The 14,361-nt window shown below is 53.0% G+C and carries 14 protein-coding genes; 8 read left to right on the forward strand and 6 right to left on the reverse strand.

Translation table 11 applies throughout. From position 1 onward, the window contains the following. The first annotated feature begins 18 nt into the window (after positions 1-18). The 3 genes from repA (at position 19) to repC (ending at position 3,519) form a co-directional block, all read left to right on the forward strand. Positions 19-1,221: a plasmid partitioning protein RepA gene (repA, locus tag OS190_RS17125; protein ID WP_267159947.1), complete on the forward strand. Its 1,203-nt coding sequence runs from the start codon at positions 19-21 to the stop codon at positions 1,219-1,221. Then, positions 1,221-2,198, forward strand: coding sequence for a plasmid partitioning protein RepB (gene repB / locus OS190_RS17130; RefSeq protein ID WP_267159948.1), 978 nt, complete (start codon positions 1,221-1,223; stop codon positions 2,196-2,198). The genes repA and repB overlap by 1 nt, the downstream gene beginning before the upstream one ends. 226 nt (positions 2,199-2,424) lie before the next feature. Next, positions 2,425-3,519: a plasmid replication protein RepC gene (gene repC, locus OS190_RS17135; RefSeq protein WP_267159949.1), complete on the forward strand. Its 1,095-nt coding sequence runs from the start codon at positions 2,425-2,427 to the stop codon at positions 3,517-3,519. Between the two features lie 1,045 nt (positions 3,520-4,564). Here the strand turns inward: repC and hemE are convergent. Next, entirely contained in the window at positions 4,565-5,599 is a 1,035-nt protein-coding gene (gene hemE, locus OS190_RS17140; RefSeq protein ID WP_267159950.1) for a uroporphyrinogen decarboxylase, read from the reverse strand. A gap of 101 nt (positions 5,600-5,700) precedes the next feature. Here hemE and hemC point away from each other — a divergent pair, with 101 nt between their 5' ends. Continuing rightward, positions 5,701-6,648 carry a hydroxymethylbilane synthase gene (gene hemC / locus OS190_RS17145; RefSeq protein ID WP_267159951.1) on the forward strand — a complete coding sequence of 316 codons (948 nt, stop codon included), beginning with the start codon at positions 5,701-5,703 and terminating at the stop codon, positions 6,646-6,648. Between the two features lie 302 nt (positions 6,649-6,950). Here hemC and OS190_RS17150 read toward each other — a convergent pair whose 3' ends face one another. Beyond that, positions 6,951-7,133 (reverse strand): hypothetical protein, encoded by a 183-nt coding sequence (locus tag OS190_RS17150; protein WP_267159995.1) that lies wholly within the window; start codon positions 7,131-7,133, stop codon positions 6,951-6,953. Here OS190_RS17150 and OS190_RS17155 point away from each other — a divergent pair. Next, a complete protein-coding gene (locus OS190_RS17155) occupies positions 7,047-8,057 on the forward strand; it encodes a GDP-mannose 4,6-dehydratase (RefSeq protein WP_267159952.1) in 1,011 nt (336 codons plus the stop codon). The two genes, OS190_RS17150 and OS190_RS17155, sit on opposite strands and share 87 nt — an antisense overlap. A 77-nt stretch (positions 8,058-8,134) precedes the next feature. On the opposite strand, the gene OS190_RS17160 is transcribed toward OS190_RS17155, so the two are convergent. From OS190_RS17160 to OS190_RS17170, 3 genes are all read right to left on the reverse strand, one after another. Continuing rightward, a complete protein-coding gene (locus OS190_RS17160) occupies positions 8,135-8,860 on the reverse strand; it encodes a DUF3726 domain-containing protein (protein ID WP_267159953.1) in 726 nt (241 codons plus the stop codon). Beyond that, a complete protein-coding gene (locus tag OS190_RS17165; RefSeq protein ID WP_267159954.1) occupies positions 8,857-10,533 on the reverse strand; it encodes a hypothetical protein in 1,677 nt (558 codons plus the stop codon). Before OS190_RS17165 ends, OS190_RS17160 begins: the two co-directional genes overlap by 4 nt. A gap of 330 nt (positions 10,534-10,863) precedes the next feature. Then, complete coding sequence (locus OS190_RS17170) at positions 10,864-11,454, reverse strand: rhodanese-like domain-containing protein (protein WP_267159955.1); 591 nt, start codon at positions 11,452-11,454, stop codon at positions 10,864-10,866. Between the two features lie 56 nt (positions 11,455-11,510). Here OS190_RS17170 and OS190_RS17175 point away from each other — a divergent pair, with 56 nt between their 5' ends. The 3 genes from OS190_RS17175 (at position 11,511) to OS190_RS17185 (ending at position 13,025) form a co-directional block, all read left to right on the forward strand. Then, complete coding sequence (locus OS190_RS17175) at positions 11,511-11,660, forward strand: hypothetical protein (RefSeq protein WP_267159956.1); 150 nt, start codon at positions 11,511-11,513, stop codon at positions 11,658-11,660. A gap of 58 nt (positions 11,661-11,718) precedes the next feature. Continuing rightward, positions 11,719-12,216: a cell wall hydrolase gene (locus OS190_RS17180; protein ID WP_416237418.1), complete on the forward strand. Its 498-nt coding sequence runs from the start codon at positions 11,719-11,721 to the stop codon at positions 12,214-12,216. A gap of 248 nt (positions 12,217-12,464) precedes the next feature. After that, positions 12,465-13,025, forward strand: coding sequence for a YaeQ family protein (locus tag OS190_RS17185; RefSeq protein WP_267159957.1), 561 nt, complete (start codon positions 12,465-12,467; stop codon positions 13,023-13,025). 190 nt (positions 13,026-13,215) lie between these two features. Here the strand turns inward: OS190_RS17185 and OS190_RS17190 are convergent, their stop codons facing one another. Then, positions 13,216-14,361: a C45 family autoproteolytic acyltransferase/hydrolase gene (locus OS190_RS17190; protein ID WP_267159958.1), complete on the reverse strand. Its 1,146-nt coding sequence runs from the start codon at positions 14,359-14,361 to the stop codon at positions 13,216-13,218.

Consider the following 14,361-nt stretch of genomic DNA (forward strand, 5'->3'; position numbering starts at 1 on the left):
AGAGGTCGTGAGGGCAGCATGAATTCAAACGCAAATATCGCGCAAACCAGCTCTATTGCTGCATCTATTGCGTCGAACGCTGCCCGCCTGTCAGAGGCGCTAAACAACCATATGCGCAATAGCTTCCAGCCCGACAGTAGAAAAGCGCTACGAAAGTTTCATCCTGCGGAAGTATCAGAGCTCACCGGCATCAGTATGTCGAACCTTCGAACGCGGCATCAGGAAGGTGACTTCCCCGATGTAGAGACTGATTCCAGAGGTCGAAGGCTCTATACCGCCCAAGAGATCGACCAAATCCGCCATGTGATGGCAAAGACCGGTCGGAATGGCGAAACCTACCTTCCCGGACGGCGCAAGAACGATGCCCTGCAGGTTATTTCCATCGTCAACTTCAAAGGTGGTTCCAGCAAGACAACCAGCGCCATCCATTTGGCACAACGCTATGCGTTGCGAGGCTATCGGGTACTTGCGGTCGACATGGACCCACAGGCCAGCCTGACCACGATGTTCGGGTACCGTCCCGAGATTGAATTCGCCGAAAGCGGTACGGTGTATGACGCGCTAAGATACGAAGACCCAGTGCCGCTAAGCCAAGTCATCCGAAAGACGTATTTTCACAACCTTGACCTCGCTCCGGCGGGTCTCTTGCTATCCGAATACGAGACTGAAACGGCCTATGCGCTTCAGCACAAGATCGACCCACCATTCACACAGCGCCTTGCGATCGCTCTCGACGAGATAGAAGCAGATTACGATCTCGTCATCATCGATTGCCCGCCTCAACTTGGCTTCACAACGATGACCGCTTTGTTGGCGTCTACCGGCCTTCTAATCACGGTTGTTCCCAGCATGTTGGATGTTGCATCAATGGCGCAATTCCTTGAAATGGCTGGAGAAACTGTCCAAACTCTTGAAGAGGCGGCAGGACCTATCGACTGGAACTTCCTTAAATTCTTGATCGCTCGATATGAACCAACTGACGTACCACAGTCACAAATGGCTGGTTTCTTGAGGTCTATTCTCCTGGATCAAGTCTTGACCACCCCGATGCTCAAATCCACAGCGATTTCAGACGCTGGGATGACGCAGCAAACCATCTATGAGCTGGATCCCTCGCAAGTCGTGAAGAAGACACTAACACGCATATTAGAGTCTGTTAATGGCGTCGCGGACGAGTTCGAGAAGACAATCCAGCAAGCTTGGGGAAGGGAAATTGACTAATGGCCCGTAGAAACCTGTTCCAGCCCCCTCCCCCTCCCGATGCGGCCAGTACTGCGGCACCCACCGGAGACCAAAAGGCACGTTTCCCAAACACGGGCGCCATGAGCGGCGTAAAGTCCACGCTGAAGGATGTCGCGAGTAACGCGGTGAGGGAAATCTCCGTTGATGTCATTGAAGAGAACGGCCCTAAAGACCGCCTCTCTTTCACCGATGCAGATGTTCTGGCGCTTGCCAAGAGTATCAAGGCCCACGGCCAACAAGTGCCGATTATGGTGCGCCCTATCGCGGACAAGCCCGGACACTACAAGATCGTTTATGGTCGCCGCAGATTGCGGGCCTTGCGATCGCTCGGCATCCCCGCGAAAGCGCTAGTCAGGTCCCTTTCTGACGAGGAGGCTATTCTTGCCCAGGGGCAAGAGAACACCCAGCGTTTGGATCCCAGCTTCATTGAAAAAGCGCTTTTCGCAGCTGAGCTAACCACAGGCGGCTACGAACAGCCCGTCATTCTTGATGCCCTTGCAGTGGACAAACCAATGCTATCTCGCATGACCAAAGTCGCGCGGTCCATTCCAAAAGCAGTCATAGAACAAATCGGATCGGCCCATGGCATTGGACGAAGACGTTGGGAAGAGCTCGCGAACCAATCGCGCAACGATAGCATCGATCTTGAAAAGATCACTGCGATGCTTCCGCTCGATGCCACCAAAAACTCCGATGACCGCTTTAGCATGATCAGTGGCGCTGTCACTCAAGCGCTGAAACCCAAGGCAGCGGGCAAATCTGAACCCTCCCCTACCCTCTCTATCAAACTTGGTGATGGGACGGCCTTGGCCGAAGTGAAAGAAACGGCCCGTGCTTTGACCTTCAAGCTGTCGAAGGCTGATGCACCGGAATTTGCCCGGTGGATGCGTAACAACGCAGAAACCGAGCTTACGCGCCTTTATGAGGCGTGGCAGTCAGAGCAACAGCCTGGCTGATTGTCGACCGAGCAGTAAATCTTAAAAAGGAGCACGACCAACAACCCAAAAAGAAAGAGCCCCCCAAGGTTTCCCAAGGAGAGCCCAATCTGTTCTTTGCACTTTCAGATTTATCAGCTTCTCCGCGCCAGTCAACAACAACCGATTCGGTTGCCGAAGATTTGCGGCCTTTTTTCTGATTTTCAGGGATATTGGTGCCTTTCACATCAGGTTGTCGTGAAAAAACATGGCATTTACACAAGCAACTGCAGCCACTGGGCTGCGGACCAGTAAAATATTGTCCGCGGACAATTCCATTCCAGAACGCCACATCGTCGTTGCAACGCTTCGAAACGCTGCCCCTCGCCTTGGCCTCAGCGCATCGGTAATTTCGACCTTAGACGCGATGCTTTCGTGCCTCGCGCCTAAACGCAACCACCACACCGTGTTTGCTTCCAACGCAACGCTCACATTTCGGCGCAATGGCATCTCAGATAGAACAATCAGGCGCCACGCCGCGAAGCTTCAAGAGATTGGCTTGCTCGTGCGCCGTGACAGCCCAAACCGGAAACGGTTCACAAAGAACAACAGCCACGAAGGCAAGGCTCTTCGCTTTGGCTTTGACCTCTCACCACTTTTCGATCGGTTGCATGAGATTGCTTCGCTGGCCGCTGAGGTCATGAAAGAACGAGAGCAGATTGACTATCTACGGTCCAAAATCCGCGCAGCGGCAAATGCAAGCCTGATCAAGAACCCAAACGACACGATGGCTCTTAACATCTTTCGTGTCCTCCGTCGAAAATTAGCCCTTCAAGACTGTGAGGAAATTCTCTCAGCCCTGCCAATCAAAGAAGTTGAAGCAGAGGCACCAGATGATCAAACTTCTAATTTGACGACAACTTTGACCGCCAGTGACGGACAAATTGACCGGCATCATCAAAGGTCAAATAAAGAACATATTGATAAAAAGCGTACCGCCATAACAGTACAAGACTGTCCTGAAACGCCAGAAGCACCAATCACAATACCAAAATTGCTAACAGCCTGTCCCGAAGCAGCCGAGTTTTCGCTGAAAAAGATAAATACTGTTCGTGATGTAGTTGCTCACGCACGAACACTCGCCCCGATGATTGGGATCACTACCCAAAACTATGAAGCAGCACATAAACGCCTTGGTCCGCTAAGAGCAGCGGCAACCGTTTGGGCAATCATGCAGTTCCATGACAAGATAAAAACAGTAGGCGCATATTTCCGATCAATAACTACCGGATCAAAGAGCGACGGGTTTAGCCCAGAGAAATTAATTCAGCGGCTGGCCATGAGGCAAAGACATGCAACTTGATTTCACAATTGTCCGCGGACAATTTTCCAGGGCGCACAGGTTGCATGGTTACGTTTCGCCAAAGGATGGCGAAGTCCAAATCAGAGGCACGATTATTCTGGATGGTTTTTGTAACGAACCTACGGAAGAGCCTGCCAAAACCTCCGAGGTCAACCAGTTTTCCGGAAAACCTGGTCGAGCGTCAACTTCAACGACCATCAGTGATAGGACTACAATTCAGTCTCGGGCAAATTACTGTGACGATCGACGCGGGTGAGATCGGCTCATACCCGTCGTCCGAATGTTCGAATACTCAAAATTCGCCGGGTCTTTCTACGCTGAAGGTTCTATGGACCCGAGACAGGAAGCCCAGAGATGCAAGTTGGGGCAGGGTGCCTCGTAATCAATGGCGGGTTAAATCAGGAGATACACACACGCTTCTCGTGTAAGGGAGCGGGCCTTTTCTTCGGGTTTTGCTGGAATATGCTTGTCGAAGTGGGGAGGTACATCAATCAAAGGCCTTCCTGGCATGTATTTCGATCTGGATTTACATTCAAGTCACTGAAATATATATATTTATCCCTATTGGACATGCTTAAATCTATATGAATTACTGAACTTTATCGTAGATCGAAAATCTCTTCATTAATCCGAGGACATCTACAGATTTGCGAGGGGAACAAGGCGTGGCTTACACCTGAAATTGCGTTCCCTTTGCCTCTTAAACCCTTTATTTTCATGTAGAGTTTACAAAGGCCTGTTCTGAGAAAGGGTTTTCGGAGAAGCGGACATGTTTCGCTTATTTGTCAGAATGATGTGGGACCGCGTTACCCTTGACCCCACTGCAGTGCGCCTACGAGGTCGCATGCGCTGTTTGTTGGAGGGTCAGGGATGTTTTGGTGTCTGGTTACAAGCCTTGCAACGAGCGGGCAGGGCAGGGGGACGCCAGACGATAAAGGCGCCAAGCAGATTTCATGCCACCAATATCCGGACCCATTTGACAGAAGTGTATTTTGCGGGCCTGTCGAACCGTTGACGATGAGGTAAGCGCCATCGAAATCGTAAATTATCCGCCCCGCACCGTATCTATCATCAACTGCACATTTTCAGGTTCGCCATCAGGTGTGATCCCATGGCCAAGATTGAAGATATGCGGACCTTTGGACAAGGCATCTACGATCCTGCGTGTTTCAGAAACCAGCGCATCCCCGCCCGTCACCATATGCGATGATTTTAGATTGCCTTGAACGCAGCCATTTGTCTGCACATTGGCCGCGACCCATTCGGCGCTCACGCCGTCATCAACAGCAATACACTCCGCCCCGATTGTGTCATGGGTCCCGCGATAGTGTTCGCCAGCCCCACGTGGAAAGGCAATGACGGGAACACCGGGATGCAACGCCTTGATCGCGGCGGTGATGCGCTGCATGGGTTTCAATGAGTAGTCTTCGAAATCAGCACCTTGCAACGATCCAGCCCAGCTGTCGAATAGTTTGACAACTTCGGCTCCGGCCTTGATCTGTTCCGACAGGTATAGGACAGTGGCATCGGTGATCCGTTCCATCAGGGCGTCAAATACGGGTCTGTTGCCAGCCTTGAGCGCATGAGCCGGTCCCTGATCAGGGGTTCCTCGCCCTGCAATCATATAGGTCGCGACAGTCCAGGGCGCGCCGGCAAAACCGATGAGTGTAGTTTCCGCAGGCAGACCATTCGACAGAATTTTGACCGTTTCATAGACCGGGCTGAGTGTTTCATGTATCGCTTCCACTGGCTTTAAGGCATCTATCCCGGCCTGCGTAGTGATCGTGGACAGGCGCGGCCCTTCGCCGGTGACAAACCAGACCTCCGCGCCAAGCGCCTGGGGAACGAGCAATATATCGGCAAAAAGGATCGCAGCATCGAAACCAAACCGACGGATGGGTTGGAACGTAACCTCGGCTGCCAATTCAGGGTTATAGCAAAGTGACAGGAAATCACCTGCCTGGGCTCGTGTCGCTTTGTATTCCGGCAGATACCGCCCTGCCTGCCGCATCATCCAGATTGGGGGCGTCGGCAGGGTCTCTCCTGCAAGGGCACGCAGGATGGTTTTGTTTTTGGTCATGGAGGGAACTTTCAAGGCTACTGGTCTTTCGGCGCATCATGCTTTTTAACAGGAGGCGATACAAGAATAGTTAGGCAAAGTGTACAGCTGTACCGAAATATATGATCCAGAAATTACCCACCCCGCAAAAACCCCTTCGCATCGGCACCCGAGGCTCTTTACTGGCGCTCGCCCAGGCCCATGAAACCCGCGACCGACTGATGCAGGCCTTCGAGCTGCCAATCGGCGCTTTTGAGATCGTTGTCATCAAGACCACCGGCGACAGGATTGTGGACCGTCCGTTGAAAGAGATTGGCGGAAAAGGTTTGTTCACCCGCGAGATCGAGGATGACTTGCTAACTGGCAAGATCGATATTGCTGTCCATTCAATGAAGGATATGCCGACGCTGCAGCCCGAAGGCCTTGTGTTAGAGACCTATCTGCCCCGCGAGGATGTGAGGGATGCCTTTGTCTCTCCGCGCGCCAACAGCCTGGCGGATCTGGCAGCGGGAACTGTTGTAGGCACCTCCAGCCTGCGGCGTAAGGCGCAGTTGAAATTGCGCCGTCCCGATCTCGAAGTGGTCGAATTCCGCGGAAACCTGCAAACACGTTTGCAGAAACTTGAAGACGGCGTGGCCGAGGCCACGTTTCTCGCTATGGCGGGGCTGAACCGGTTGAAAATGGATCATGTGCCCAAGTCCCCGATCGAGGTTGAAACGATGCTGCCGGCGGTGGCACAGGGCGCAATCGGGATCGAACGGAGGGGTTCGGATATTTCCACTGCGCAGATGCTGGAGGCGATTCACGATGTGTCCACGGGGCACAGGCTTGCTGCAGAACGGTCCTTTCTTGCGGCGCTTGACGGGTCTTGCGAAACGCCGATTGCCGCACTGGCCGTGCTGGAGGGTGGTGACATCTTGTTACGCGGCGAAGTGTTGCGTCCTGATGGGTCGGAAGCGATTGACGACTCGCTGCGTTGCACGATTGAAGATGGCGCAAAAGCAGGTCGCGAGATGGCCGAAAAGATGTTGGCTCGGGCAGGTGACGGATTTTTTGACTGGCGACAATAATGTCGATCAGGAATGCGGGGCAGGGCGCCTGCTGTCATTGAAAGAAGGTAGCGCGTGTACAAGTCCAGTTCATACAAACCCGATGACGGACATTGTGGTGCATGTCTCGAAAATGTCGCAAAAAACGATGTTTTGAAGTTTGTCTGGACTGGCTGCACCAAAGGTGTCCTGAAGATTGAATCCGCGCTTGGGCTAAAGAGGAGGCAGGCAAAGAGCCCGTAAAACCCTCTGTGATCAAGGCCCCAACAACGCGCAGGCATTGGAACTGTGGACAAAACTATTTAGTAAAACGAATACAATGTCTATTTGGGTAGCATGAACAGCGCATTGAGTTCGCCATCAAACATCGCCTGTCTTGCGCTTGTAGCAAAATCAATTTGAATGAACTGGACCCCATCGTGAGAAAAGTCTTCATCACCGGTACCGCTGGCTTCATCGGTTTCCACCTCGCACAACTCCTGCTCGTCGACGGCTTCCGGGTTCATGGCTTTGACGGCATGACGGACTACTACGATGTCAAACTGAAACAGCGCCGGCATCAGATGTTGTTGCAGAACCCGCATTTTTCAATGACCGAAGGGATGCTTGAGGATGACAGGCTGATCACGCAGGTCACTGATGATTTTGAACCTGATGTAATTGTCCACCTCGCCGGGCAGGCAGGTGTACGCTATTCACTGGAGAATCCGCGCGCATATCTTGATAGTAACCTTGTAGGCACTTTCAATGTGATGGAAGCCGCGCGACGCTTGAAGGTTGAGCATCTGCTGATGGCGTCGACATCTTCGGTTTATGGTGCAAACGAAGACATGCCGTTTGCAGAAACAGACAAGGCCGATACTGCCCTCACTTTCTATGCCGCGACGAAGAAGGCGAATGAATCCATGGCGCATTCCTATGCGCATCTGTGGGATCTGCCGACAACGATGTTCCGCTTCTTCACAGTCTACGGGCCTTACGGGCGCCCGGATTTGGCACTTTTCAAATTCGTTGACGCGATCCTCGATGGGCGGCCGATTGACATCTACAACCACGGCGACATGTACCGAGATTTTACCTATGTGACTGATCTGGTGCGCGGCATCCGCCTGTTGATCGATACGCCCCCTGTTCGCCCTGACAACCGCGAGGTGCCAGAAGGCGACAGCCTCTCCCCGGTGGCCCCCTACCGCATCGTGAACATAGGCAATTCTGACAAAGTGCGCCTGCTTGATTTCGTGGAAGCGATCGAGGAAGAACTGGGTCAAAAGGCCATCCGCAACTACATGCCGATGCAAATGGGCGATGTGCCTGCGACCTGGGCGAATGCGGAACTGCTAAAGACCCTCACGGGGTATAAGCCACAGACAGATATCAAGGATGGTATTCGGCAGTTTGTAGCCTGGTTCCGCGACTATTACGCCAAGTAGGTTTGTCGAAAAGGTGCAAATTCCGGTAATGACCGCCTGGTTCATACGGGGGCGGGGGCCGTCATGATGATGCTTTGTTAGTCATTGTCGCTGAGGGTTGATCCGGCGCTTGAGCGCGAGGCATCTGATGCGGGAACGGTCGTGCGCATGGCGAGTGTATTCAGCGCTGCTATCGTCCCAGCAGTTGTGCGTGATTTAAGTGCCGTCTGGTTGTTGGCTTTTTGGACCTGCCCAGCTTTGACCGATAATGTGAGATCCAGTTGTTGAACTGTCAGGTGGCGTGCGGCAGCCTCCAGCCAGGTCTCGTCATGATTGATGCAGATTGAACTGTCGGCCCATTTCAACGTAATTCCCAAAGCGTTTTTCCGCGCCAATACCGCCAGGAATGGTACGAGCAGAATGGGCATGCTGACGCGCCCTAGCTGGATTGTCGTATCCGGTCTGGGCCCTTCCGGCAGATCGGCGTAATCGCATATGGTGGCACCCAGAATGATCGGGCAAATGGCGTGATCCGCCGTGTTGCGCCAGCTTGTTGGCGTTATTGTGGGGCACAGGTCGCCCCAAACCTTGCCATCTGCACGTTCCAGATGGGCGTACAAACAGGAAGGTCCATCAATGCAATGCGCAACAAGCCAAGCGCTTGCAAAGCCTGCTTCTTCGGCCATGCCCCAACTCATTCCGGCACCACGCGCAGCCTTCATGCAAAGCGAAGCCGTTTCGTTGCAAGACAATGGTGCGGGTTCGTCACCATGAAAGAACGGCGTTGAATCGCCACGTGTTTGATCTTCCGGGTTCGTGTTCATAACGTGCTCTCCGCATTGATGTCGCCGGGGAAAGGCGCGCCAGCGAATAGATTGATGCGGACCCAACGATCCGACCTTGGGTCAAACTGGCTGGCACCAAAGTAGGCCAGCTTGCAGCGTAGCAAATCAATCGGCAGCATATCCGCCGCGATCAAGTTATCGTGGACCTCGGCATAGGAGTGATTTTTCGTGATTTGAACCCGACGCACTGCATAGCGATGTTCAGGATGCGCCAGCAGCAAAGCTGCCACGGGTTTGGTGTGGTCATAATCTTGCACAGTGGCATATAGCTCTGCGACAAGACGGGCGATACACATGGGTTGTTCAAGCGAGGCACCCTCCTCGGTCGCGCGCTCGCCTAGACGGGGTTCCAGTTTTTCCTCTGAGACATACCAGAACCGTGCGGTATTCTCTGGCGTGGTAAAATCAATCTCAAGCGCCCAACCGTAGCTTTGTTCAAGGACGCTGCGCAGATCGGCCACAGACATTGCACCGTCGATCCGGAAACAAGCCGCTTCATCAGCGCCCATGTGATCGGCGAGATCATCGATCAATGGGCCATGTGGTTCCAGCATCAATGCCAAGAGCGCTTCCTGCCCTTCAAAGGTCAGGGTGCTTTCGCCCCATGACCACAATTCATTCCAAGGACGTGTTACAGCCCAGTCAAAGGTCTCAAGCTGGTCGGCGATCAAATCCAGATCGCGGCGTAAGTCCTGCAATTTCTTGACCTGAACCGGATGTTCTGAACGCCAAGCGACTGCATTTTGCATCGCAGACGCATGCACATCGTTCAAAGCCAAGACCGCATCGGGTTCTGCGACGGTCTGAGCGCGCACACGTGCCAAAGCTTCTTCGCGCGCCAGCATCCAGTTGTTCAGCAAGACGGGATGGCGGACGATGAAAGGTGCCATACCAAGTCCGGTGGAATTCCCAACCCCAAGGCTACGACGGGTGTCACGGTCAAGCTTTACTGCACCTGCGCCTCCTTTTGCGGCGGCCATATGTTCGACAATATCAACCGTAAATGCGCGGATCAGCCAGACCGTGAGCATTTCAACCTGAAACGGGGCTGAGAGTTCGGGCCGCTGTGCGATGTCTTCTCTGTCGGATGCACCGAACTTGCCAGAGCCGTAAACGGCTGTCGTGCGCATCAAATATCCGACGGCATTCATTTCGCTCGCGTCCGGTTGTCGACCTTCTGACAGGGCATCCACCACATGTTTGAACAAGCGGACTGATCGGTTGGCGCGGGCCAAAGTCAATTCTTTGGGGCTGATCCGTCCCGCCTCTTGGAAGGGAACATTTTTTGCGAGACGTGCAATGTCATCAGGCGTCGGTTCGCCATCGAACAATGTGAATGTCGCGTCCCAAGCGGTTGCAATGACACGATCTGACCGCATTTCATCAGGAAGATCATGGGCAAAAGCGACAAGGCTGTAAATCCGTTCATCACTTCTGACGCGGTATACACCGTGGCCGACACCCTTGGCATCTACATTCCAAACCGGGCGGTCAATCTGCCAATCTGACGATTTTAGCCGTCTTAATAGGATTCGCAGGAATGACAGTCGGGTGGGGTGGCTACTGCCCATTCGCTCAAGTCGCATGACTTCTGATGCCGGGCGCATAAAGCGGCGCACTTCTGCGGTCTTGTTCAGTTTGGAAACAGGCATTGTAATCCCTTCTGAAAGTGCAATTCTACAAGCGGCGTGGTGTGCTCATTGCTTCACACGATTTATTGTAGGTGAGAACCACTTTTGTTGCGCGACCTAGCATCAACATAGTCCAAAATGCCTTCCAAGACGATGCGACCGGGATTTGCGATACAGACCCGTGGTGCCCACGATACTGCACAGGAATTCACCCATACCCTCTGCTCCTAGTCGAGATCAGGATCAAACCCATCATACCGATTGCCAGTTCCCGAACACAGACAAGGCTGTTGATCGTTCTCTGGTCGTGATGGTTGACAGCCTGTTCGTTAGGGGATGAGGTTCGGGGTGTTATTCGCCGCCAATCACGGTTAGGCCAAGCATTCTCCAGCTTTGCATACCGCCGCGATAGTAAAAAATGCGGTTTGCGGGGTAACCGGCCTTGATCATGTTTCGGATTGCTGTTGGCGATTGGCCACACCAAATGCCGTTACAGAATAATGCTACGGGCTTTGCATCTGCGCAGTCCCATCCATCGAAATCCGGCTCACATCCTAGCTGTCCAAGTTCGTCCAGGACATAAGTGTAGGGAATGTTAATTGAGCCAGGTATCGTGCCACCCTCGAACCAGTCACGCGTACGGCTGTCCAATACCAGGGCCTCTGCGTTCTGTAGCATCTCGATAAGTTCCAATTCGCCGATCGTGGTCACGCCGTCCGCAGGGCTGTGCGGTTGAATGCAAAAGTCGGGGCAGGGACGTGATGTCAGCGCCCATTCGCCTTCCAATTGATTTTTGGTATTCTGTATCCTGCTGATTTCCACCATCTTTTGATTTGATTTAATGGTGACCGACGGCATGTCCTTGGTGATGCCAACTTTGTTTTCCGCGATCGCCGCGTTTGCGAGCAGGGTCAGGACGATTGTCAGCGTTAGGGTTTTCATAAGATGGTCCACCAGGTTTCAACCGTTGTTATGTAGCAAAGCTTAGGCCTTAAGGGGTGCTGCGTCACGACAATTTCCCGCTTTTGGTCGGCAAGACGGTCATGGACAAGATTTGGGTTGTCCTGAGCTATATCTCCGGTGCCAGCAGACGGCAGCGGCCGTGGGGTGTCGATTTGCTCTTTGCCTGTCTGCTTGAGCCTGCTTAGGCAGAACGTTACAAATAATCAGGGGGAATACCGGTTGCCGAACTTTGGATCAGGAAAAATGCTGACATTTGTGTTGGTGACAGCTTGCGGTCTTGCCGCGTGCACGCGCCAATTGCAATCAGACAGAACGTCAGCTTCCGCTTCTGATATCAATTGCATGGCGCGGGCGATGTATTTTGAATCGAACCGCTCCAGCCGCGATGGCATGATCGCGGTGGGCAGCGTCGTGATGAATCGTGTTCAATCTGAGGAATTCCCCAATACCGTATGCGCGGTTGTCAGCCAGAAGAACCAATTCGCGCCAGGTGTGATGACCAAGTCGATGAGCGGGCAGGCTCAAGCATTGGCTGAGGCCTCAGCAACTGCCGTGCTGGCTGGAGAAAGACATGGGAATGTAGGACGCGCAAGATTTTTTCACGCCGCTTGGTATAACGCCAATTTTAACAATATTCACTATGTCCTGACGGCGGGTGGAAATGCCTTTTATGAAAAACGGCGACCTGAAAAGGTGACTTCGCCGGTTCCGCTTCCACCGGTTGAGGGGATCACGGGCTAGCGGCGTCAGGAACCTGCGAAAAAGGTAACGAGGTTGCCGGTGATAGTACAACATCGACCGTTACCCCAACACTTCACCGCAAATGTATCCGTCAGGAAAGGCAGAGCAATGCCGTTTACGTAGTTCCACTGTCCCTGCGCGGTTAAGCTTACCCATGGGCAGTCAATTTAGCGACGCTTGTTTAATCGGCTTTCACAATCGCAGCAGATGCTCTAGGCAATGCTATCTTCGCACCTTTAGGAAAAATCATGGCGCAAAAGGCCACCATCTACAAAGTTGAACTGTCAGTGTCGGACATGGATCGTCACTATTATGAGACCCATAAACTGACCGTTGCCAAACATCCGTCCGAGACAGATGAGCGGTTAATGATACGACTTCTCGCTTACGCGCTGAATGCTGATGAGCAATTGCAGATGACCAAGGGACTTTCTACGGATGACGAGCCAGACATCTGGCAGAAAAGCCTGAGTGACGAGCTGGAGTTGTGGGTGACTTTAGGGCTTCCGAGTGAAAAGGTTGTGCGTCAATCCTGTGGCAAAGCCCGCAAGGTGATTGTTTATTGTTACGGTGGTAGGCCAGCCGAGGTGTGGTGGGAGAAGATCAAAAACAGCACAACCCGCTTTGATAACCTTCAGGTTGTCAACCTTTCAGAGAAGACCACCAGTGAACTGGGCAAACTGGTTGATCGCTCGATGAAGCTGCAGGTCAATATTCAAGACAGTGACGTGATGGTCAATGTTGATGATAGCATCGTTTACGTTTCCCCGGATCAATGGAGAAGTGCTGCGAAATTCGTAGACATGTGAGCGCGACGTTATTTGGCGTCAACATCGGCAGGATTTGACGCCGTTAGGTCGCTGATCAGCAGGCTTCGGCTCAGTAAGCCCCTATCTTTCCACCTTTCTCCGGCAATTCCTGGAAAGGCTAGGGTTGCTCATGTCACCTTTTCAACGATAGCCGTCCAACTTTTGCCGGACGGCTACAGAATACACTTTTTCAAGCTGCTTTTTGTCCACCGGGTGCCTTTGACGAAAAATAAGTGCTGATCTCGCGCCCCCTTCCTTTGGCGTAGTCTTGCGCCACCTCATTCCAATCGATCGACGCGGCCTGTGACCAATCAATGCCTCCATAATAAGCATGATCGGTCTGGTTGGTTGCGCCTGGTTTAACATCCAGTGAATAATCGACGACACGCTGTCCTTCGGTAAAATCATGAAGCCTCTGGTCCCAGCGTTCACCCATCAAGGTCAAGCCGAGCGTCAGTGCACGGGGATCGTATTCGGCTGTAAACAATGTTCCAAAACCCTGAGAATATCTGTCCTGCAACAAAGGGGGCTTGAGAAACTGGCGGTTCAGCTTGCGTGGTTTGATCTGCAATTGCTCCAGATGCGCGCGACGCTCGAACGTCCGCGTAAAGGCGGGACGGTCCGCGACGGTCTTGCCGCCTTGATGATTGGTTGCCACGGCTGTGGGCATGACGGTTATGCCACCACCCGGTGATATTTCTACGCTTGCCGTATGGCCAGAAGCATCCGCAAGAACCAGATTGTAAGCCATGTGTGACGGTACGCGTTTTAAAGCTGACAAAGCCTCATCCACGGTATCACAGGTTTCCAGTACGTATCGTACAATCGTTGTCACGCCAAATCCTTGCCCGACTTCTGACCGGCCACCGTATGCCAGTGCGACACTGAGACCCGCATCATTAATGCCATCGGACAACCCCCACAAAAACTCGACCATTCCCATGACAGCACGGCCGCACCATTCGGTGCGTAAAAGAAGCCCTTCGTTCAATTCTGGCGACAGATCATAGTTGCGCACAAGCCGGACGTCTTTCTTGTTGGCGACAGCAGCGATAGAACAGCCACCCAGATAAAGGGGAGGGCACCATGTTGACAGGAACCGTGCCGCGCGGGGAGATCCGCCGGCGAGGGTGACCAAGCGATCATAAGTCGCGATCAACTCTGGCATGTAGCGGTCCAATGCTTCCCTGCAAGCGCTTTGAGAAGGTCCATGGTCCCCGCCGCGTGCGATAAACCACGCTTCATAATCAGGCCATGATCTGTTCCAGCGCGCAGCCCATTTGGGGCCGGGAGTCGGTTCGGATATGGCGTCAAACGTCAATTTCATCGGTGTCAT

Source organism: Sulfitobacter sp. F26204 (genome assembly GCF_026410305.1).
Lineage (GTDB): Bacteria > Pseudomonadota > Alphaproteobacteria > Rhodobacterales > Rhodobacteraceae > Sulfitobacter.